The 21,700-nt window shown below is 41.1% G+C and carries 24 protein-coding genes and 1 pseudogene; 10 read left to right on the top strand and 15 right to left on the bottom strand.

Annotated features, from left to right (window positions below; all coding sequences use genetic code 11):
• The first annotated feature begins 182 nt into the window (after positions 1-182).
• Positions 183-365 (top strand): hypothetical protein, encoded by a 183-nt coding sequence (locus QFZ80_RS05575; protein WP_307557665.1) that lies wholly within the window; start codon positions 183-185, stop codon positions 363-365.
• A 402-nt stretch (positions 366-767) separates the two neighbouring features.
• Here the strand turns inward: QFZ80_RS05575 and QFZ80_RS05570 are convergent, their stop codons facing one another.
• Complete coding sequence (locus QFZ80_RS05570; RefSeq protein ID WP_307548149.1) at positions 768-1,130, bottom strand: nuclear transport factor 2 family protein; 363 nt, start codon at positions 1,128-1,130, stop codon at positions 768-770.
• 431 nt (positions 1,131-1,561) lie between these two features.
• Between QFZ80_RS05570 and QFZ80_RS05565 the strand changes: the two genes are divergently transcribed.
• Positions 1,562-1,804, top strand: a complete 243-nt coding sequence (locus QFZ80_RS05565) for a hypothetical protein (RefSeq protein ID WP_307548151.1) — start codon at positions 1,562-1,564, stop codon at positions 1,802-1,804.
• 147 nt (positions 1,805-1,951) lie between these two features.
• Here QFZ80_RS05565 and QFZ80_RS05560 read toward each other — a convergent pair whose 3' ends face one another.
• From QFZ80_RS05560 to QFZ80_RS05545, 4 genes are all read right to left on the bottom strand, one after another.
• Positions 1,952-2,080 carry a stalk domain-containing protein gene (locus QFZ80_RS05560; RefSeq protein ID WP_307557663.1) on the bottom strand — a complete coding sequence of 43 codons (129 nt, stop codon included), beginning with the start codon at positions 2,078-2,080 and terminating at the stop codon, positions 1,952-1,954.
• Positions 2,077-3,015 (bottom strand): hypothetical protein, encoded by a 939-nt coding sequence (locus QFZ80_RS05555; RefSeq protein ID WP_307557661.1) that lies wholly within the window; start codon positions 3,013-3,015, stop codon positions 2,077-2,079. Before QFZ80_RS05555 ends, QFZ80_RS05560 begins: the two co-directional genes overlap by 4 nt.
• Before the next feature lie 279 nt (positions 3,016-3,294).
• On the bottom strand, positions 3,295-3,630 hold the full coding sequence (locus QFZ80_RS05550) for a hypothetical protein (RefSeq protein WP_307548155.1): 336 nt from the start codon (positions 3,628-3,630) through the stop codon (positions 3,295-3,297).
• A 14-nt stretch (positions 3,631-3,644) separates the two neighbouring features.
• Positions 3,645-3,887, bottom strand: a complete 243-nt coding sequence (locus QFZ80_RS05545; protein ID WP_307557659.1) for a hypothetical protein — start codon at positions 3,885-3,887, stop codon at positions 3,645-3,647.
• A 75-nt stretch (positions 3,888-3,962) separates the two neighbouring features.
• On the opposite strand from QFZ80_RS05545, the gene QFZ80_RS05540 reads away from it, so the two are divergent.
• Entirely contained in the window at positions 3,963-4,358 is a 396-nt protein-coding gene (locus QFZ80_RS05540) for a MerR family transcriptional regulator (protein ID WP_307548157.1), read from the top strand.
• 16 nt (positions 4,359-4,374) lie between these two features.
• On the top strand, positions 4,375-4,701 hold the full coding sequence (locus QFZ80_RS05535; protein ID WP_307548158.1) for a YnfA family protein: 327 nt from the start codon (positions 4,375-4,377) through the stop codon (positions 4,699-4,701).
• Between the two features lie 117 nt (positions 4,702-4,818).
• On the opposite strand, the pseudogene QFZ80_RS05530 reads toward QFZ80_RS05535, so the two are convergent.
• A pseudogene (locus tag QFZ80_RS05530) lies at positions 4,819-5,058 on the bottom strand (AraC family transcriptional regulator); the annotation flags it as partial.
• A 61-nt stretch (positions 5,059-5,119) separates the two neighbouring features.
• On the opposite strand from QFZ80_RS05530, the gene QFZ80_RS05525 reads away from it, so the two are divergent.
• Positions 5,120-6,169 (top strand): acyltransferase family protein, encoded by a 1,050-nt coding sequence (locus QFZ80_RS05525; RefSeq protein WP_307548160.1) that lies wholly within the window; start codon positions 5,120-5,122, stop codon positions 6,167-6,169.
• 251 nt (positions 6,170-6,420) lie between these two features.
• Here QFZ80_RS05525 and QFZ80_RS05520 read toward each other — a convergent pair whose 3' ends face one another.
• Together QFZ80_RS05520 and QFZ80_RS05515 are read right to left on the bottom strand one after the other, a co-directional pair.
• Positions 6,421-10,845 (bottom strand): OmpL47-type beta-barrel domain-containing protein, encoded by a 4,425-nt coding sequence (locus tag QFZ80_RS05520; protein WP_307557656.1) that lies wholly within the window; start codon positions 10,843-10,845, stop codon positions 6,421-6,423.
• A 776-nt stretch (positions 10,846-11,621) separates the two neighbouring features.
• Positions 11,622-11,837: a helix-turn-helix domain-containing protein gene (locus QFZ80_RS05515; protein ID WP_216625547.1), complete on the bottom strand. Its 216-nt coding sequence runs from the start codon at positions 11,835-11,837 to the stop codon at positions 11,622-11,624.
• 206 nt (positions 11,838-12,043) lie between these two features.
• Between QFZ80_RS05515 and QFZ80_RS05510 the strand changes: the two genes are divergently transcribed.
• Positions 12,044-12,433 carry a helix-turn-helix domain-containing protein gene (locus QFZ80_RS05510; RefSeq protein ID WP_307557654.1) on the top strand — a complete coding sequence of 130 codons (390 nt, stop codon included), beginning with the start codon at positions 12,044-12,046 and terminating at the stop codon, positions 12,431-12,433.
• A 7-nt stretch (positions 12,434-12,440) separates the two neighbouring features.
• On the opposite strand, the gene QFZ80_RS05505 is transcribed toward QFZ80_RS05510, so the two are convergent.
• The 5 genes from QFZ80_RS05505 to QFZ80_RS05485 form a co-directional block, all read right to left on the bottom strand.
• Positions 12,441-13,163, bottom strand: coding sequence for a metallophosphoesterase family protein (locus QFZ80_RS05505; protein ID WP_307557652.1), 723 nt, complete (start codon positions 13,161-13,163; stop codon positions 12,441-12,443).
• Between the two features lie 23 nt (positions 13,164-13,186).
• Positions 13,187-13,495, bottom strand: a complete 309-nt coding sequence (locus QFZ80_RS05500) for a Dabb family protein (protein ID WP_307557650.1) — start codon at positions 13,493-13,495, stop codon at positions 13,187-13,189.
• A 29-nt stretch (positions 13,496-13,524) separates the two neighbouring features.
• Positions 13,525-14,214: a metal-dependent hydrolase gene (locus tag QFZ80_RS05495; RefSeq protein ID WP_307557648.1), complete on the bottom strand. Its 690-nt coding sequence runs from the start codon at positions 14,212-14,214 to the stop codon at positions 13,525-13,527.
• Positions 14,215-14,307: 93 nt separating this feature from the next.
• Positions 14,308-15,213, bottom strand: coding sequence for an ATP-dependent DNA ligase (locus tag QFZ80_RS05490; protein WP_307557646.1), 906 nt, complete (start codon positions 15,211-15,213; stop codon positions 14,308-14,310).
• Between the two features lie 75 nt (positions 15,214-15,288).
• Entirely contained in the window at positions 15,289-16,395 is a 1,107-nt protein-coding gene (locus QFZ80_RS05485; RefSeq protein ID WP_307557644.1) for a threonine aldolase family protein, read from the bottom strand.
• A gap of 88 nt (positions 16,396-16,483) precedes the next feature.
• Between QFZ80_RS05485 and QFZ80_RS05480 the strand changes: the two genes are divergently transcribed.
• Positions 16,484-16,777 (top strand): Rieske (2Fe-2S) protein, encoded by a 294-nt coding sequence (locus QFZ80_RS05480; protein ID WP_307548177.1) that lies wholly within the window; start codon positions 16,484-16,486, stop codon positions 16,775-16,777.
• A 76-nt stretch (positions 16,778-16,853) separates the two neighbouring features.
• Positions 16,854-18,251 (top strand): amino acid permease, encoded by a 1,398-nt coding sequence (locus tag QFZ80_RS05475; protein ID WP_307548179.1) that lies wholly within the window; start codon positions 16,854-16,856, stop codon positions 18,249-18,251.
• Positions 18,252-18,253: 2 nt separating this feature from the next.
• Here the strand turns inward: QFZ80_RS05475 and QFZ80_RS05470 are convergent, their stop codons facing one another.
• A complete protein-coding gene (locus QFZ80_RS05470; protein WP_307548181.1) occupies positions 18,254-18,880 on the bottom strand; it encodes a LysE family transporter in 627 nt (208 codons plus the stop codon).
• Between the two features lie 160 nt (positions 18,881-19,040).
• Here QFZ80_RS05470 and QFZ80_RS05465 point away from each other — a divergent pair, with 160 nt between their 5' ends.
• Entirely contained in the window at positions 19,041-19,805 is a 765-nt protein-coding gene (locus QFZ80_RS05465; protein ID WP_307557642.1) for a MerR family transcriptional regulator, read from the top strand.
• 179 nt (positions 19,806-19,984) lie between these two features.
• Here the strand turns inward: QFZ80_RS05465 and QFZ80_RS05460 are convergent, their stop codons facing one another.
• A complete protein-coding gene (locus QFZ80_RS05460) occupies positions 19,985-21,352 on the bottom strand; it encodes an MATE family efflux transporter (protein WP_307564036.1) in 1,368 nt (455 codons plus the stop codon).
• 194 nt (positions 21,353-21,546) lie between these two features.
• On the opposite strand from QFZ80_RS05460, the gene QFZ80_RS05455 reads away from it, so the two are divergent.
• Positions 21,547-21,669: a hypothetical protein gene (locus tag QFZ80_RS05455; RefSeq protein ID WP_307548185.1), complete on the top strand. Its 123-nt coding sequence runs from the start codon at positions 21,547-21,549 to the stop codon at positions 21,667-21,669.
• The last annotated feature ends 31 nt before the right edge of the window (positions 21,670-21,700 follow it).

Here is a 21,700-nt window from a genome sequence, read left to right as displayed (position 1 = left end):
ATCACTCAATTGCATATATTGATAACGATTATCATTGTCAATACAAAGTTTACTTTGACTGGGTTAAATTGTCAATAATTAATTGATAATGATTATCAATTTCGAATTTGAACACGTAAGAAAAGTAGGTACTCCCGGACCCGGAAGCACTTTAAAGGAGACGATGAACATGAGAACGGTGTATGACACGCAGCTACTTGGAAAAGGCTATTTTGAAAAACAACGATTTAACTATCACGGTCCTTGCTGAGGTTCAGGAGAGATGGGATGAGTTTGGCAACGAGTTTCCGTTTTTTTTCTTTGCTGACAAACTACTCAACCTAGCAGCAGATGCTTTTACGGAAGGATACGATGAAGTAGAATAGCAGGTTAAAAGCGGTTCAAAAAGGTGGAAATGCTGAAAAAGAGCTGGGGGTTCCCAGCTCTTTTTTCAATGTTGCGAGTAAAAGAAAACCGTCTCTTGGTAAGGTGGTTATTGAACTAACGTTCTGCGTTTAGAATTCCTGTAAAACGAATAATTTGGTCTTTGTAAAAATACAAAGCTAAACAAGTTGATCGTCGGTGTGGAGCCGACCGGACACTACTGGCTCTGCCTTGCCCATTGGCTGGCCGTTGAACATCAGGCCACCGAGTTTATCACTTGTAGCTTGCTTGTTCATTGTAAATGGAACTATCGTTCCCCGTTAATGTAATGACATCTTGTGCAAAATCTGCATTTACTCCAAGCAGCTGCAATGATCAACTTTGAATAAGCAATAACTGAAGTATCACGATACGGAACTACAATGTCCTGAGACAATTTGCCATTTCTCCATACGATACTGCCAAACACGAGTGTAACAGAAAACGCCTTCAAATGGAGTTCCGAAGGTGCCAGTTAGAGTCACTCGTGTAACTGTTACGGCTAACATATCTAAGAGTCTAATTCTTTGGTCCAAAACATCAATTCCAGTAATTTTCAAGTTTCCTGATCGATGAGCTTCAATATCAGTTTCTTTTGATAAAATTTGTCCGAAATGATTGACGAAGATAAGGTCGTCAGCGATCAGTTCATCTAACAGTTTCACATCACTGGTTAGCATTGCTTTCCGAAGGAGTTCTTCACAAGCAATAATTTTAGTTTCATCCACAAAAAAACCTCCTTTTAGTGTCTGTCTAATAAACCATTCTGTCAAAGTACGATTAACTATACAACCATTTTGTCACTCTCAAATAACATTCTTCTTAATCAAATCTATTTCGTAATCCTGCCCGTTAGCGGAGTGAAAGTCTGCCACGCGGCAGCCCTTCTGATGTTGAACTATTGTTTCTCGTTAGCTCAATGACTGACCCAAATTATTTTAAAGCATTCGTTGTGTCATATTCCTTAGTGCGTAAATTAATTTTCATGACTCCCCCCTACTTATCCATTTTTCTTCTCGAGTAGGTGATATCTTTTAGACGTTTATTAAATGAAATGTAAATGGGTGTCTGACACGGTGCAAAAGTACTGCTGCGAGAATATATTGACTAGGGTAATGACCATCCGCTACAGACCATTTTCCGAAGGGAATGACTATTAATGCCTATCCGTAATCAAGTACTAAGCGCTGTGCAGCCGGTTGTCCATTACGGTTTAAGAGAAGCAGCACATACTTCAGTTGAACATGCAATGTTTGAAGTTGCTGCTATAACCTATTTGATGGGAAGAGGCTTTGATTACTACACGGCTCATCGACTGGTAGAAAGCTGGGAAATAGCAGAAGCATTTCCTCCTTATCAGGGACCATCGATGCCCCATTATCAAATGTACCATCCGATATAAAATGGTAACAGGCAGACGGTTCGGAATAATTTCCGGGCCGGTTGTGTTTCTTTCTGTCAACCGACAAGACTCCCCGCACTGAGCACTACCTGGACGTAATACAAAAAAAGGAGCCCGACAAATTTAGTCGAACTCCTTGAAAATTGATTATTTTTTTGGTGTGATGGTAATTCGTTTTGCGGAAATTTCATATTGTACGTGCTGTTTCAAATTCTCGCTCACAAACCGAACAGGAACCATCGTCGTATCATCAATAATTTGTGCAGGAGCATTCATCGATGCTTTTGCTCCATTGACAATAGCATCCGGATGATTTCCGAATCTTTAGGTTCTGAATCGATGTCTTTTTGTTCTTGAGACGCAGAACCTTCACTTTTCTCCACTGGCTCTGCCGCCTCTAATACATAAGAAAAATGGACTTTTGTTGCCGTTATTTTATCGAATTGCACTTTGGCAAACGTTTCATCCGAAGTAGTGAGAAGAACCAAATCTCCGACTTGGATTTCTGCTTTGACTACAGTGCTTAATTCTTCACGTGTGTTGGTGATTCTTTTGATCGGGTCGGTCAGCTCTTGGTCATAGAGAACTTTACCGCCTTTTCTATAATCTATTGCCCATAATTTTAAATTATCAAATTTAAAGTCCACGGCGCTCGCGTTTTTCGTCATTTTTTGTGTATGTAAATCATATCCAGTTAATTGACCTTGCTCGTTAAGAATCGGAAACTCCAGATCGTAGATTCCGGTTCTCACCTCACCCCAATAGATAAGATCTAATTGATCATTAGGAGTTACACTGGAGCTTTGCGGTTCTTTCGGTTTAGTCACAGGTTGTTTCTCCACCGGTTCAGCCGCCTCTAATACATAGGAAAAGTGGATTTTTGTTGCTGTTATTTTATCAAATTTCACTTTGGCGAACGTTTCATCCGAAGTAGTGAGAAGGACCAAATCTCCGACTTGGATTTCTGCTTTGACCACAGCGTTTAATTCTTCACGTGTGTTGGTGATTCTTTTGATCGGGTCGGTCAGCTCTTGGTCATAGAGCACTTTACCGCCCTTTCTATAATCTATTGCCCATAACTTTAAATTATCAAAATTAAAGTCCAAAGCACTTTCGTTTTTTGTCATTTTTTGCGTATGTAAATCATATCCAGTTAATTTACTTTGATCGTTAAGAATCGGAAACTCCAGATCGTAGATTCCGGTTTCCACTTCACCCCAATATGCTGGGGAGCGACATTTCCCCTTATTTTTCACTCCTAGTTTAATAACTGAGAGAAGCTAGCGACCTTGATGCATCTAGTATATGATGACGTAATTCTGAACAAAAAAATGAGATAGTGTCTGAGACCAGGGTAGCAGTTTATCGAGCAGTTCCTGATCCCAGTACTGCAAGTATCGGCCCCTATGTTAGGCTGCCGCAGATTCCGGCAGCCCTTATTGATTGAACTATAGTTCTGCGTTAGCGTAATGAGTACACAATCTCGCTGATTAACTGATTATTACATTAATCTTATCGATAATATCAGAACGTAAGAATGCTTTTGCTTCATGGTTACCAGTTAATTGAAGCAAAACTGACTCAGTTTCGCTACTTGCTATCACAGTAAAGGTTAAAAACGGACAGCATTTTCTCTCCATACTAACCCATTCATTCACAAGGTGCAGCGTTTCCGAGTCACCCTGGAATTGATACTGGTACCCATTTTCAATCTCCATAATACCGATCCTTCTTATTTCAAGCTCTGCCCAAACGTTTTTGTATTCGACACGCTGCTCTTTTGTAAAAACAGTATGGCAACAAGTATCCGGTATTTCTTTACCCATACTTTTATCCCCCTTCACTTCGAACAAGATTTACAACTGCATCCTGATATTGAACACGATGCTCCGGATGCCTTGCGCCGCTTATAGATAACGACTCCCGCTATGATAAATACAAGTGCCAATACGGCGATAAATTCCAAATCCAGGAAAAACGATGAAAACCCAAGAGCTGCTGCCCCGCCGAGCAGCGGTATCGCACAGCACAGAGCGCACGCGCCCAACAATCCAAGACTTGCAAGAAATCCCTTTTTTTTCATTTACTTCATCCTCCCATGTGAGATATAGTGTAAGTATAAAACTTAAAGTCAACTTTAAGTCAAGGGGTGAAATTTATGGCGGAGTTAAGTATTGGTCAGCTGGCGGAAATGGCAGATGTGAACGCATCAACACTTCGTTATTATGAATCCATCGGTTTGTTACCTCCTCCGAATCGGAAAAACGGTCAACGTCGTTATGATGAAAGGCTACTTGACCGCATCAATTTTATTAAAGTTGCACAGCAGACTGGATTTAGCATTCAGGAAATCTTAGTTTTATTAGAGGGCTTTGAAACGGATAATTCACTTTCCGAGCGATGGGAGCAGATGGCAGAGCAGAAACGCTCCGAGTTAGAGGAGAGAAAGAGACAGATCAATTCAATGATCAAAATTTTGGACAACGGTTTAAGCTGCAAATGCATTACCTGGTCAGAATGCATGGAGAATATTCAAACCAAAGGTACGTGTTAGGAAGGAGAATTTCTTTGTGCTGTTAACTATATTCATTTTTGTGCTTGCTGGACTCGCTGAAATTGGCGGAGGTTACATGGTTTGGTTGTGGTTACGAGAATCAAAGCCCCTTTGGTATGGTATTGTCGGGAGTATCATCCTCATTTTGTACGGTATCATTCCAACTTTGCAAAGTTTCCCTTCGTTTGGACGGGTCTACGCGGCTTATGGTGGCGTATTTGTTATTCTCGCTGTTTTATGGGGATGGTTAGTGGATAAAAAAGCACCTGATATGTACGATTGGCTAGGAACTGGTATTTGCATTGCAGGCGTGTCTGTAATGTTATGGGCACCTAGAAGTTAATGCTCTGATGGTACATCTCACCACACAATCCTACCCGTTAACGGAATAGGCCACCGAATTTATCACCGGCAGCCTGCTAGATCTTGTTATGAAACTATCGTTTCCTTTAGTTTCATAACAAACTTTCCCAACTCGCCTTTCAAGTGTGCATTTGGTTTTTTCCCACGACATATCAATTAGTTTCTGCATAAATCCATCTTTTTTCGCACTGTTCCAAAGTGTAGGAATTGCTTTAAATGCTCTACATATTTTTACTGGAATACTTTTTCCAATTATTCTTAATTCATAATCAAGATTCTCGATTCTATACTCCAATTCGGCAACTCCTTTAATTGAAACTTGAAAGGAGATCCTAGGAGTGGAAACAATTGCCTCTATAAGTTATAATGTTCAAAACTGAGTAAGGGGAATGTTGCCTATGAAGATAAGGATGCAATATTTGGATGTATGCAAAGGCATTGGTATTATTTTAGTTGTGTTAGGGCATATATTTCTAACAAATCCTATACGAACTTGGATTTATTCTTTTCACATGCCCTTTTTCTTCTTTTTATCTGGGTATACCCTTTACCTTAGTAGGACTACGGATTATAAGGAATTTGTATTAAAGCGACTTAAGTCTTTAATTATTCCATACTTTATTTTCGCTTTTATTTGGTACATCTATTGGCTTGTAATCGAAAGAAAATTCAGACCTGAAAGCCTAGACATAAACAGATTCAAACCTTTGTTGGGAATACTTTACGGAACCGGTAGTGACACATGGCTAGTTTTCAACATAGTTCTGTGGTTCTTGCCGTGTTTCTTTTTTACAGAAATATTTTTTCAATGGCTTGCCCAAAGCATAAAGAAAAGTAGAAATCTATTTATTGTTTTGCTGGTCAGTTCAGTTGTTGGGTATCTTATAAGTCTCTTCTTAGGATTTAGACTTCCATGGGGAATTAACATTGTATTTACCAGTGTGGTTTTTTACGGATTAGGATACCTTTTTCATAAGAGTAATTTGAATAACAAATTAACATCCACACATGAGTACATTTTTATTATTTTACTATTGATTATCAATGTAATTGCAGCCTTTATTAACAAACCTGTTGATATGAATTTTCTTATTTTAGGGAATTATTTTTTGTACTATATCGCAGGCATAAGCGGCTCGTTATTCCTATATTTAGTCTCCAAGAAAATAAAGAGTGGCAATTGGTTAACTTTTCTAGGTAAGAACACCCTTATTATTATGTGTATCCATGACCCAATAAAAAGAATTGTTGTAAAGATTATCTCTGCGGTATCTCATATTCCAGCGGATACTTTAAGACAGTCAACATGGGGATCGATGATTTGTCTAATTGTATTAATGTTGATACTCGTACCTGCTATTCACATTATTAATAAATACATGCCATTTCTATTAGGTAAAAAATACACGATTGTCAAAGAGCCAAAAGTTTCAAAGGTTAATGTATAAACCTTCAGCATTCTTTTACTAACGAAGTTCGTATGCACAATAAGAAGTCCCTCGCTCCGAGCCGATCGGGGCTATTTTATTTTCGGGAGCGCTAGTAAACTCCTATTTCCAGTAATGGTCCCAATGTAATGAAATGGACTATCGCCTCGAATTATGAGCTCGGTGGCTATCCAAAGCGGAGCGAAGGGCTGTCAGCGTTAATTTCAAATCAAAGAAAAGCCGCCCCACAAAAGGACGACTTTTCATTAATCTTATTGTGTTGACCATAGTTTGATCAATGCATTTGCATCTGCATGAAGAATAGCTTTTACGCTATTGTCTACATCTTTTCCTAAAGCCGGATTGTTAAGATGTTTCACAAAGTCCTGCATGTGCTTTGCAGCCTGATCTTGTCGGTTTTTATCAAGTTGATGCTGCGCTTGATTGAGGGCATTGCTCAGTTGAGATGTTAATGCGTTGCTAAGCAGCGATTGATAGCGATTAAGCAAAGCATTCATAGCATTTATGCTGGTTGTCACATTGAATTGGAAATTCTTTTGAAGTCTATTTCCAGCTATATCTTCCATAACGATAGCTGCAGAATAGCTGCCAACCTTACCTGATAAATCAATGACGATGCTTGCTCCCTTTGTCAGATCTACCGCATATACAGCATCACTAACACTGATCTGTGCAGAAGCTACACCTGACAGATTATCGGACACCTGGAAGGTTAATGGAAGATTGTCATCAAAGGACTCTCCCTCCTTTAACTCATTCCCATTAATCATAAATGCAAAGTTAGGAAGTGTCGTGTCGACTTTTACTGTCTGTTGCCTAGTATCTTCAACATTTCCAGCGCGATCCTCTGAGTGATACTGAATGGTATATGTTCCGTCTTGCGGTAGTGTAAACGGTCCGTAATAAGCCATCCAATCCCCATTCTCACTTAGTTTGTACTGAGTCTTATCTACGCCGGACATATCATCCGTTGCATTTAGTGTTACTACATTGCTGGTGTACCAGCCGTTGTTAGTCGTACCTGCCATAACTAGTTCGGTAACCGGCTTCGTTTGGTCTAATAATAACGATATGGAATCTGACATTGGTGATTCTACGGATACGCTTGTATGGCTAACCTTATAATAATATCTTACAGCAGGATCAATTCCGCTGTCAGTGAAGCTCGTTGTGCTCCCTTGATAAATAGGCGTGTAGGTTCCATCCGCATGATTGGATCTGTATAGCGTATAGGACGTAGCTCCTAAAGCTTTTTGCCAGGAAAGTGCAGCAGAATTTGATGTTGTCGAATCTACCTTAAGCCCCATCAAAGGATTATGAGTCTGCGAATTGTCAACGATCATCATCCAGTTAATCAATGGATCTTGCGACGCAGTATTTCTCACGGTTATTGTGATTGTGCCGTCCGTTACGTCAACTATATTGCCATAGACCGTATTTGATATAAAAGTGATGGCATTCTTTTTAACCCCATTCATATACAAGTCTGCTTTTCTGGTGGTATTATTCCAAATATCATTAAAGCCCGTATAAACGGTGTAGGACCCATTTTTTACAGTAAACTTGTAGGTCAGGTCAGTCCCTGCCGGGGAATTACTTACATTTCCACCATTTAGGTATCTGAGTGTTGAAAAAATATCTCCACTGGCTGAACCTGCAGGATTAGAATTCGTTCCTACATAGCCCCAAGGTACTATATCAGCTGAATTATACGCCTGTTCAACAACCTCCTTATTAACAAGTGTATCCTGAAGGTATGAGGTCATAAGGTTGTAATCACTCGTCGCATATCCGCCGCTGTTTACGACATATATGGTCTTATCAGGAACTGCGTAAATTTTAAAGCGTAACGTTTTGTTGTTAAACTGCGGAAGTGTGGCCTGTAAAGAATAGACACCCGGAAGTGCAAATGTATTTGCCGTTATTGGCAAAGAATTTACTGACCAAGTCACAGAAGTTGTAGTTGCTGCTGCTGCACCACTTGGTATAACTTCTATTTGACTCGGTAAATCCAGTACAGTTCCAGTTGCAACAACCTCAGGTAATTTAATATTTATGTCCATCTTCCCCATGCTGTCTAATAAATCTGTAGACCAACTGCTGTACCATCTTATGGATATATCCGTACCTTGCCCAAATTCAATCGGCAGCCAGACATATTTGGCACCGCCATTTGTAGTAAACTGTCCACCATTCCAATCATCCCCCACGTAGATAAATTTTCCTTTCGCCGGATCAACAGGAATAACAGATGCTGATTGAGATTTAAAAGCTGACATTGGGTCTGGATCCGATGACGATGTTCTGACAAATGGATTAACCGGAGCTGACCATGGCCCAAACATTTGATCGGCAACGCTGAATTTATTTTCATTCGGAGCCCACCCCGTCGCACCGGAGGTGATTAGATAGTACTTTCCGCTAAATTTGAATACGGCTGGAGCTTCACGCTGTGTGCCTGGGCCAACTCTAACATAATCTATGCCGTGAACTCCCTTATAGCTTGTATCGCGGACAAGATGACCATTTGCATCTACATTGCCGTCCTTATGCCAGCCTGCAACATCTGAATAATCATCCAATAGCTTGGAAATGTAGAGGGTCAGGTTTTCTTCGCTGGAATAAATGAGATAGGCCGTACCGTCATCATCTTTAAATAGATTCATATCACGTGCCATGCCCGGGTTGCCAGGCTGATAATCGATCTCACCCGGTGGAGCTTGATCCATACGGTAGCTCTTTTGGTAGATGAATGGACCCGTAGGTGAATCACTGAATGCATAACCTGCTTGCGCTTTTCCATAGTTTGCACTGTTATTATAAGGGTCTTTATCTCCGTCAATATGAGCCCACATGACATATTTCTGTGTTTTATCATTATAAATAACTTTTGGTCTTTCAATAATTCTGCCCGCTCTTATATCAGCCCAGACGTTTAACGTATCGGTCCGACCGGCATAAAGTTTAGAAATTAACGGATCGTTAGTAAAATCGTCCATTGATTTCACCATCGTTAATGCCATGCCCTCGTCAGTCCAATTGTAAAGATCCGTGGAAGAGTAAACTCTCACCCCGGCCGCAGGCCACGCACCTGTATGATATTCGCCATACCAGTAGTATTTTCGAGTTTTTTGATCATACATAATACCTGGTCCATGGGCATCAATTGGACTGCCATTGGTACTTGCCCATGTCGTACCAGGCGTAATTGATGTTCTCACGGTTCCTACACCAAGAGGGTCCGATAAGGACGAGGTGACCCCATCTATAACCGCATTGATTTTATAAAAATACCCCGTACCCTGCGTTAATCCAGTATCTATAAATTCCGAATTAGTGCCGCTGTAAACCTGATTATAGGTTCCGGTTGCGCTCGAAGACCTACTTATCTTATAGGTTGTTGTTGTCCCCTGCACTTTGTCCCAAATTAATGTTACGGATGTATCAGAAATTGAAGCTGCTGCAAAGCTTCCTGGAGCATCATATCTAAATGTGGTAGCCTGTACGGAAGCTGAAGTGGATTCTCCGATCGTGTTGTAAGCTCTTATCTGATAACTATATGCTGTGTTTGGTGTTAATCCTGTATCAGAATAGCTTAAGGCGATTCCATCATACACCTTAGTGAACGTATTACCTGCATCAGATGATCTGTATACTCTGTAGCCGGTTGCTTTAGCTGCTGCTGTCCAACTTAAATTGATTTTTGACGAATTTACGGCAATAGCCGTCTGTCCCGTAGGAGCAGGAGGTGGCGCTGGAGTCGTCCGTACACTTAGTTCGGGTGACCACTGAGATTCCGTCAGTCCGCCATATACAAACGCTATTTTATAATAGTATGCTGTGTCAAAGATTAGCCCGGTATCTACAAAGCTGTTAGTTGTGCTGTTGGAAACAAACGAATATCCTCTGCCAGCTGTCGTTGAACGGTAAATATTGTAACTTGCTGCTCCATCTACCGGAGTCCAATTTAATGAGATAGAGGAATTGTTTTGGGAGTCGGATTGAAGGACTGAAGTGTTGACAGCCGGCGCGCCTGTTACCCTAACATCATCGACATAAACGGCCTGCCACTTATTTCGGATTCCTATTTTGCCATTATTGAAGGTAGAGTCAGTCTCATCAAAAACAAGCTTATCGATTCCGTTGTTAACGATGTAGCATCGAATGGAATTGCCGACCAATACCATTTTTAACGTATACCCTGTATTTTTGCTCAATGCGTAACTTTGACTTTTTATAACCGTGTCTGTACCGTTGACCCTTTTTGAAAGAACCAAAGTACTCGTTGTTTGCATTTGAAAATAATAAAAATTTCTAGAGTCCTGAACACGTGCCAGAATTCCCGGATAAGCCCCGCCTGCTCCTGTGTTGAAACGCATTGTAACGGTCGAATCCGTCCATGCAGAATCTCCTGCGGTTATGATTCCTTCACCGGTGTCCGTCTGATTCAATGCCTTATTACTGGCATCAGCTGGATCAGGATTGACTTTCCATGTTCCGGAGGTTGGTGTCCATATGGGATTAGCCGTATAATCTCCATCCGAAAAATCATCTTGCAAATAAATCGCAGGTGCTGCGGGTGCCGCTGAAACAGATGTGGAATGTCTGAAATTAAGAGATATTACTAATGTCAAGAGCAGAAACCATGCTAATCGTTTGTACTTTTTATTCACCATTTTCCCTCTCCTTTGCTGATTTGAGTATTAATTGTAGCAATCCTCCAAGTCATCAAATTTTGTGCAGCGCTTTCATCACAGTTTATATTCTAGAGACCAAGTGCTCTCAAACATAGTCTACATTCAATAAAATACTGAACATTTCTAACTTCTTAGAGTGAACAAACCATACTTTTATGAACTCATCAAAAAGCAGGTGGTTTCTTCCACTCTACCATTCCTGATCATCTTGTTTTACATAATATTCATGATATGAGAAGAAGAGATAATTCTTATGACACCTAAAAGACTCTCACCATTTCCCCTCCTTTATGACATGTACAAGAATATGTCCAGTTCACGTCTTCAATGTTTATCAGCATAAAAAAATGACCCACGACCAGGCGGCTCGCCTTCGCGGATCATTTCATATTTGTAGGGGTTAATAATGTTCATCCTCCCGCCTTATCCTCTTCTCCCTTATGATTCAGGTATAACCACTGAGGAGGAATAATGAATGAGAATGGAGCAAGGAATCAAAAGTTTTGCCCTAGTAGGTGCTATCGGAGCCTGTGTGTTCGCGACCGTACCACTATGGTTAGTTCGCATTGAATTTATCTCTCCATGTTGACCATCAAGTTCCTTAATTGCCCCGCACAAAAGTGAACACCCGCTAACGAACTTTATTTTCCACTAACAATCTTTATTTTCCTTGATCACTAAAAAAAGAGGACCCACAGCAACATGCTGCGGGTCTTTGTTTACATATACCTTCACAATCATCATTTCAATTCAGACTACATCTCAATCAGAAACAATTCTTCCAAATCCTTATCTAGCAAATCACTCAATTTCTTAGCTGTGGATGGGCCCACTGATTTAATAGATCGCTCAAGCAGACTGATATAAGCATGACTTAAACCCGAGTGCTTCGCCAACTCTCTCTGGGAGTAACCTTTAATGACTCTCGCTTTAATAAAAACATCGGTCTTCGCCAAGATCTTTATATTCATTCTGCTGCATAGACCCCCGTTCTCATTTTGTTCCCCTCACGAACATTATACCATTGATTTTTACTTATGCAACCATTTTTGTTTACATAAGTAACCAAATGTGGATCTATTTTATCCGTTACTCCAATTGTAATTACTTTAGTAAACTGCTACTATTATATCGTTTACTAATGTTTACTTTTGTAAGTGAGGGTGAGTGAGAGTCTATGTATTTCTACGATAAATTAAAAGATATGCGCAAACTAAAAGGCTTCACCATCCGTGAGCTTGCCGACCGTTCAGGAGTCTCAGCAGCTTATATTTCCCAACTAGAGAACGGGAATCGCGGCATACCTTCACCGGAAGTATTAATGAAGCTTTCAGAAGGGCTTAACACTTCCTACTCCGAACTGATGGATATCGCTGGATATCTAGAGTCTTCTCCCTCTGAACAACAATTTCAAAGCAATCCCGTTAATTTGCGACGTTTTCTCCGAGAGAATGAGCTCATGTTTGATGGTTTTGTACTTACGACCGAAGATAAAGAATGGGTAGAGCGTATGCTAACCGTCTTATTTTGGAAAGATCGTCAAATGAATACATCCGACGGTCAATGATTCTTTCTTATTTCACAAGACCGTTTCGAACAATTCTTGTCATCATTTCTGCGTTTGGATACTTAGCTTCTTCATATTGCTTGACCACGTCTTCAATCCGATATGGAACACGTTCAATTGAGGTTCGGATTTGTCCATTTTCAATTTCTACAATGGCATAGGCAGCTTTAGGCATACCGTCAAAAGGCAGACCTACACTTCCGATATTCAACAGTATTTCACCTTCCATATAACGAATAAAAGGCCTGTGGATATGAGCATAAATGAATATATCCGCATCAGAAGCGGACATTAACTTCGACTTCAGCACCTCATCGCCAGCACCTGGAAGAACAATTTCGAACAAGCTTTCTGGTGTCGCATGGAACGCATGAATAGAGATCCCCTCTATCTCAAGCTTCATTTCAGTCGGCAGACTCGCCAGATATTCGATATCCTGCTTGTCCAATTGCGCAACCGTCCACTCCCGTTCCATCTTCATCATTTCAATAACCTGTTCCGGGACTTCTCCTTGATTTACGCCGCGCACAACCCATTCATCAGCGTTTCCTTTAATAACCTGAGTGTTTAAAGATCGGATCAAGGCAAGAGATCGTTTGGGATCCGGTCCACGGTAGCAAAGATCGCCAAGCACATAAATACGGTCTATCTCTTTCTTAGTTATATCTTCTAAAACGGCTTCGAGAGCGATTGAATTCCCATGTATATCCGAAATAAAGGCTAATTTCACTCGGTTTTCCCCCTGTTTATCACTCACTTCACGATTGGGTAGTCAATCACTATGACATTCTCGATAATTCCCTCTAAAGATTTCACGAATTGCTGGTGCAAAGGATGTGGTCCGTATTGTCGTAAAGATTCTTGATCTTGAAAAGTCACACGAAGCCCTAATGTGTATCCTTGCACTTGCTCTGTTTCTTCTGTCACATTTATACCGGCAGATAAATCGACGATCCCAGGGATATTATTTTTAAAAGACAATATGGTTTCAAGCAATTTCTTTTCCTTCTGTGGATCTAAGTTCTCATTAAATTTGAACGAAACCAGGTGCTCAAACATCATGGCTAAAAAAGCCTCCTTTAGGATTAATTTTAGATTGTTAGACTTTGACCAGGTTCTATGACAACACCCTTAATCCCCTCAGAAGCCAGACTATCAACAAAAGCCTTCGGATCCTGCTTAATGAGAGGAAAAGTATTGTAGTGCATGGGAACGACCATTTTTGCTTGTAAGAACTGTGCAGCGATAACAGCGTCGCGTGGGCCCATGGTATAGTTGTCGCCAATTGGAAGGAAGGCAAGATCAATAGCATTTAATTTGCCCAACAATTGCATATCTCCAAAAAGGCCCGTGTCCCCTGCGTGGTATATCGTTTTCCCCTCTGCCGTAATGAGAAAACCACTAGCCATCCCTGTATAAATATTTTCTTTAGTTCCGGGCGGGTTATAAGAAGAATCGTGCAGCGCCAGTGTCATTTTTACTTTACCAAAGGGAAACTCATATTCTCCGCCGATCCCCATTCCATGGGATTGTGCGCCTTGGAATGACAAGTACCTTCCCAAATCATTGGGTGCAATAATGGTGGCTTGATTGCGCTTTGCAATCTCTAGTGAATCACCTAAATGATCGGCATGCCCATGTGTGACGAGTATGTAATCGGCCTTAATATCTTCCGGTTTCGTAACGGCTAGAGGGTTATGGTTCAAGAACGGATCTATGATGAGCGTATGTTCCTTTAATCGAATCTCAACACAGCTTTGTCCATGAAAAATAATGTTCATTATAATCGCTCCTTTGTAATTAACTGATTTAAATTAAGTGTTCTTGATTGGACCTGAGCCTATTTTAGCATACTTTATTTACCACTTGTTTCTTTAAGATTCCCATTTACATTCCTCAGGCTTCTTATCCGGCAAAAAACCACGAAATATTGTAGTCCTTAGTTGATGCGTGTCTGTTCGTTCCAAATATTCTATCCGGCAGCACAAGCGAGGTTCGATCCACTGCGTTTTCTCATCCCTGACCGTGTTCAATTGCTTAACTATTACTAAAAACATTTGCTTATCTTCTGATAGAAAACCAAACTCAACCACACCAACAGGTTTATTCTTCACCGTTCTGAAATTCAAGCCGATAACAAGGCCAAAAGGATTCGTTCTGTAGCCCAAAATAACAACGTCAATCGACTTAAAGTATTTCATTTTCAACCAATCGTCACTTCTGGTATCCAGTTGGTATTTGGAATTCTTTCGCTTCGCTACAATGCCTTCCATATTTCGTTCTTTCATTAACTCAAACAGCGCCTTACCTTGTCCTCCTACGAACATGGTAGGCATAATAACGGGTGTAGAATCGACGATGTCGCCAAGCCGCTGCTTTCGCTGCGTTAACGATTCATCCAAATGAGCTCTATCTGTGTAAAGGACATCAAATACAACAAATGTTACGGGATGTGTGTTAAGAGCGCGATTAATCCTAGCAGAATTACTCAACCGGCCACGATAAGAGAAATCATCAAATACGGGTCTGCCACCACGTAAAACAATTCCCTCACAGTCAAAAATCGCCGTATGAGCCTTGATTGCCGCTGCTGCTTCCTTTAATTCCGGAAATTTGCTTGAAATCAGCATACCATTACGTGTGAAAGCTTCAATACGATTCCCCTGCTTATGTATGAGGATTCGCCACCCGTCCCATTTGGGTTCAAATATATAATTCTCGTCATCAAAGGCTTCTTTACCGATACTGACAATCATTGGCTTTATTGGCGCAAAGAGCATTTCTAACCACCCCATAACACCAGTGTGGCTCTTTCGTATCCGATCTAAACAGCTTTCATGGGTTCGGGTTATCTATCAGCCGCTCACACCGGTTGCTTCTCTCATTTTCACATCCAGCCGCTGGAATGCTCTCCTAAGCTCATCTTTGGGTATATTCGCAAAGCGATCACCAATCGTTACTTCATAACAACTAGTTGTCTCGCTGCTCTCTCTTACATAGTGCGTTAAGCCCATTCCCGTCTCCTCGTACAAGGCTACTAATATAGGTTCAAGCTTCTCTTTCGGCAGATCAACATGCACATGAAACATGTTAGTCACAGGTACTAACGGTTTTGTCACAACGCCTTGGCATTGATTATAGTATCCAGCAAGAACTTTGGCTTCTTCATAATACTGATTCATTTTAGGCAATCTCTGTTTGAAATAATAGCTGGCACTGAGGATATACGGATAAAGGCTAATTAAATCGCCTCCGTATCGTCTTTTCCATACTTTGGACTCTTTTGTAAAAGCTTCATTGCCTGCAAGTATGGCTCCTGCGATCCCGCCAATCCCTTTGTAAAAAGAAATATACACACTATCAAAAAGCTCACAAATTTCTGCTGCTGTTTTTTGATAATAGGGGAGGATCTCGTACAATCTGGCTCCATCTAGATGCAGTTTAATCCCTTTTTCCCGACAATAAGTACAAATGGCAACAAGCTCCTCGTAATCCGGCAGCTGTCCGCCAATTTCACGTTGAGGTAATTCTATCAATAGACAAGCTATATCGTCCTTCATATGAAGAACATCTTCTAGTCGGATCAATCTGTCTTTATCCCCAAGCAAAATAGTTTCAATTTGATGCAATTCTTTTAAACCATCTTCTTCATGTATTTCCAAATGACTTAACGGATGATAAGCCACTTTCTTAATGCCTTTCCTGTCACACCAGATTCTTAAGGCAATTTGTTGTGCCATGGTTCCACTAGGGAAAAATACGGCTGTTTCTTTACCCAAGAATGTGGCCATTTCTTCTTGAAAATTTTCGATAATTTGACCTGAACCATAACTATCACTGTCCAGGTTCCCATCCAACTCATTGAATGCTTCTTTCAAAATTTGAATGTTTCTTTTACTATGGCTGCCTACTGGATAACTAGCTTGATTAAATGCCTCTAATAATGGGTTATTCTTGCTCATTTTTATATACTCCTTTGTCACTTTTTCATTTGGTGAAATAATAGCCGTGACTTATAATCAATCTAACCTGGTTGAAAAGGAGAACAACATGAAAGAAATCAAAATCGGAACAAAAGATCAATTCACATCATTTCCGGCAGAGGTTGAAGTCGAGGATAACCTGTATTTCCTAACGGAGATGGAAGGTATTTATACCCTACTATCTAGTGTTTGCCCTCATGCCGGTTACACCGTTGACCTTGAAGATGGAGAACTCGTGTGTCCGCTGCATGGATGGACGTTTGAAGTACATACGGGTCGTTGCCATAATGTGCCAAGTGCTAGACTCCACTCGTATGAGGTCATCCTAAGAGACAGCACTCTTTTAGTTCAGATGGGTTAATTTCTAAGTATATTTTACCAATGGATAAGCTATACTAACAGCTGTTATTTCTAGACGAACGGCATTAGGAGGCTATATGTCCACAAAAGCAAAGAGTGATAAGTCAGGACAGATGAAGTGGTGGCAGCTATCTTTGCTTGGAGTTGCCTGCACGATTGGTACGGGTTACTTCTTAGGCTCTGGGATTGGTATCAAAATGGGCGGTGGATCCGTCATTTTCATGTTCATTCTGGCAGCCATAGGCACTTATATTGTCTTTGATGTCTTGGCCCGAATGACGGGAGCGGATCCACAGCAAGGATCTTTTAGGGCATATGCCAAAAAAGCATATGGGCGCTGGGCAGGCTTCAGCAGCGGATGGGTCTATTGGAGCTCAGAGCTCTTAATTATGGGAAGTCAGTTAACAGCTTTGTCCCTCTTTACCCGATTCTGGTTTCCAGCGGTACCTATGTGGATTTTCGCAACGGTTTACGCCTTGATTGGACTGGGTGTTATCTTACTCGGGACAAAAGCATTCGAGCGCACAGAGCATGTTTTTGCCATTATCAAAGTATCAGCTATCGTTATGTTTCTCCTTATAGCAGGCGCTGCTGTCTTTGGATTTATTACAGGTGGAGCTCATCAACCGAGATTCCGGGCGACCACAGAAACCTTTTTGCCAGCTGGGTTAATGGGCTCTTGGTCCTCTTTTATTTATGCTTTTTACGCCTTTGGCGGTATTGAAATCATGGGCTTAATGGCCACACGATTGAAGCGGCCCGAAGAGGCACCTAAAGCAGGAAACATCATGATCCTTCTTTTAACGACGATCTATATCGCATCTCTTATTCTTGCTTTAACCTTGATCCCCTTGAATGCCTTACAGGGAAAGGAAAGCCCGTTTCAGGTTGCTTTGGGAAGTTATAATCTGCCTTTTGTCCCTCATGCGTTTAACGCTATCCTAATTATTGCTGGATTCTCTACAATGGTGGCTTCTTTATTTGCGGTGACAACTATCCTTATCACTTTAGCCAAAGATCATGATGCCCCCTCAATCTTTGCCAAAAAAACATCAGGGAAAAGAAAAATGCCTTTATTCGCCATCGGTTTTACGACTGGAGGTATAGCTGTAGCGGTATTGATGGCTCTCTTGCTGCCTGAGGAGCTCTATGAATATGTAACAACAGCAGCAGGGATTATGCTGCTCTTGAACTGGCTCTTCATCCTACTATCATCAGGACGCTTACTACAACTATCCGTTTGGGGAAAGATTAAACGATATCTGGGCATGGCTCTAATCCTTACCGCGATCACGGGTACAGTCTTTCATGAAACGAGTCGACCAGGATTCTGGATAAGCCTCTTATTTGTCGTGATTATAGGCTTGGTTACATGGGGCATGAGCTTCAAATGGAAAAAGAACGTTCACGCAGCATCTTATAAAGCGAAAGAACTGCCAAATCCTAAACATAATAATCGTGAAGGAGCGACCTAACGTTATCCAAAGAGGGCATGGAAGGCCTTAATCCCAAAATGTAACCCAAAGCCGATCAGGGATAGTCCTGATGCGATAGATATGACAGAAAGTGCGCGAGTCGTGAGAAATCTTCGAAACGTACTGGCTAACGAAGCCATAAAAACATCCCACATACAAATACCAGTGAACATAACTCCCGTATATAATAATACGTGGTTTCTATCGAATTCAGCAATTGTTTCCGCTAAAACCGACCCATAGATACCAAGCCAAAAGAGTATGGACAAGGGACTTGTTATAGACATGAAAAAACCGGAGAAAAACGATTTCGAAAGTGTAACTTCGTTTCTATAAGCTTCTTCTTTTATTTTCCCCGCATCAATCAAACTTTCGATACCCGAGTAGAGTAAAATAAAGCAGCCAAATAACCAAAGAAACGTTTTCATAAAAGGCGTTGTTAGAAAATGTACAAGTCCGAAGTAAATGAGGATCATTAACAATGCATCAGCTATCAGTGCTCCAATACCCACTACCCAAGCATGAAAAAAACCTTTCTTAATTCCTCTGTCTAATACAGCTGCATTAATAGGACCAATAGGTGCAGCCAGCGATAAACCCAGAAGAAAAAAACTAAGAATCGTATACAACTAAATCACCCATTCATTAATTGATATGTACATGCTTCAAGGCTCGTATCATCCTATTCCTAGAGTAAGACTTGTATTACTTACAGAATTAAATTTCAAAAAAGCAGTTGACATTCACGCTACGTAAAGCTGTACAGTTATGTTGTCAGGAGGTGAACAGATGGAATACACCGTGCAGCATCTGGGCAAATTGGCTGGGGTTAGCACCAGAACGCTTCGATATTATGATGAGATTGAACTTCTTAAGCCGGCAAGAATCAACTCGTCAGGATATCGAATCTATGGTCAAGCGGAAGTGGATCGATTACAACAAATTCTGTTCTACAGAGAACTAGGGGTAAGTCTGGACAGTATTAAAGAAATAGTTACCGCCCCTTCCTTCAATGGAGCCAATGCCCTGAAAGAACACCATGAACAACTCCTCGACAAAAGAAAACAATTAGATTTACTAATTACAAATGTAGAAAAAACAATTGCCTTAACCGAAGGGAGAATAACCATGACAGATAAAGAGAAATTTGAAGGCTTCAAGCAAAAGATGATCGATGATAACGAGGATAAATACGGGAAAGAAATTCGCGAGAAGTATGGCGATGAAACCGTAGATATATCTAACCAAAAAATCAAAAACATGACACAAGAACAGCAGGACGAGGTAACGCGATTGACGAATGAAGTAATAACTACATTGGCTGAAGCTTTCAAAAATGGGGACCCTGCCAGCGAACTGGCTCAAGCAGCCGCGGATTTGCATAAACAGTGGTTAACCTATTACTGGAACGAGTATAGTAAAGAGGCGCACGCTGGCCTAGCCCAAATGTATGTGGATGACGAACGGTTTAAGGCTTACTATGATGAAAAGCAGCCCGGTACGGCTGAGTTTCTAAGAGATGCCATCCATATCTACACTGGTTTGAAGAAGTAATTCTATTGAACGGGACACTAGCACTATTTCTATTATCTCCGTTAACATCCAGCTCTTTTTAGAAGAAACTGAATATACTAGTATTGCACCAGTCACCAGCAGCGACCGTGCATGTCACTCCAACGAAAGAAGCACAGAACCCTCAAGGGTCCTGTGCTTCTTTACATTCTAATCGCATTCTACTTGGCGATTGTTCCTACATTTGGCTTCACCAGCGCCTTGCTCTGCCATACCCGGCTCTTCCACCTTAGATACATGAATAGACCTCTCACCCATTCATCTACCGCAAATGCGACCCACACGCCAAGCAGTCCCATTTTCATTACAATGCCAAGCCAATACGCAAGCGGCACCGCGATTCCCCACATGGATAGAATCCCCATGAGAACGGGAAATCTCGCATCTCCAGCGGCACGAAGGGAGTTAATGACAACTAGATTGAATGTCCGGCCAGGCTCTAAGAGAATAGAGAGTACTAATATACTCGAACCCATCGCAATAATTTCCGGATTGTCAGTGAATAGCCCTATCAAATCTTTACGGAAAATAGATGCAATTCCCACAACTACAAAAGTCACAAGGAAGCTAATCTTTAAGCTTCGAATTAGCTTATGATAGGCCGCCTTGAATGCTCCAGCACCTACCATATGACCAACAATAATCTCAGTCCCCATGCCTATTGCCATGGCTAACGCCATGAAATAGTTGGTTATATTCATCATGTATACATGAGTGCTCAAAGCCGATTGACCGATAATATTAATAAAACTGACGATCATCATATGCTGAGATTGCCAGGACAGATGCTCGCCGGCTGCAGGTATGCCAATGCTCATGATTTGCTTCACAATACGGTTATCAAATGTGACATAGTGTTTAAGACGAATCGGTACGGGAATACGGCGATATAAGATGACAATCAGAACGATAAGCCCAATAAGACGACTTCCCACAGTGGATACTGCGGCTCCAGTTACTCCCCATTCGGGAAAACCAAGGTTTCCAAAGATAAGAAGAATGTTACCGGCTACATGGATCAGGTTCACTCCCAACGTCACGAACATGACGTCTCTCGTTTGACCATTGGAACGAAGCACAGATGAGATAGCGTAGGACAACGCCTCAATCCATATGAAAGCGCCAATGATGCTTAAATATCTTTTGGCGATCTCCGTCTGCTCCGGCGCCAAATTCATTAGCCGCATCAGCGACTCACCAAAGACAACCAATAAAATGCTAACCAAAATACCAAATATCAAATTTATCGTTATGGCGAGCGCTGAAATGCGGCTGGCTTCTTTGGCCCTGCCGGCACCAAGATTTTGTGCGACTGCTACACTCGTTCCAAGCCCAACGAAGCCAAACATCAATATACAGAAAACAATGATTTCGTTAGCCAAGCCGACCGCTCCGGTCACTTGATCCGAAATACGGCTGAGCATAAACACATCTGCCGTTCCCAGCATCATCCGCAAGACGGAATCAATGAATATCGGCCATGTGACCGCGAATAGACCAAGCTTTTTCCAAGATGCTGTTGACTCCATGTTTTTCAATCCCTAACTCCCTTAAGTTCAAATGCTATTAGTGTAGGATACGGAAGCGATTACAGTCAAATGCTATTAATATCCATCAAATTAAACTTTGTCACGTGATACCTAAAATTGAACTAAACGTGAATAATAACCCTGAGACTGCTCACAATAATGAAGGTTTGAAATATATCTAAGGATGTGGGCTAATGTCGAACAAACAAAAAAATCAATCCAATCAACAAAAAGGTCAAAAAGCAAGTGAAGACAACAAAAACAATAATAACAGCAATAATGGCATTGATGATGCAAATAAACATCCAGGCAATTAATAATCTTACAAAAAACCTTGGAAATCATAAT

Source organism: Paenibacillus sp. V4I7, from assembly GCF_030817275.1.
GTDB lineage: Bacteria > Bacillota > Bacilli > Paenibacillales > NBRC-103111 > Paenibacillus_E.
Note: the sequence above shows the minus strand (reverse complement) of the source record. Positions and strands in the feature narration are given on the sequence as shown.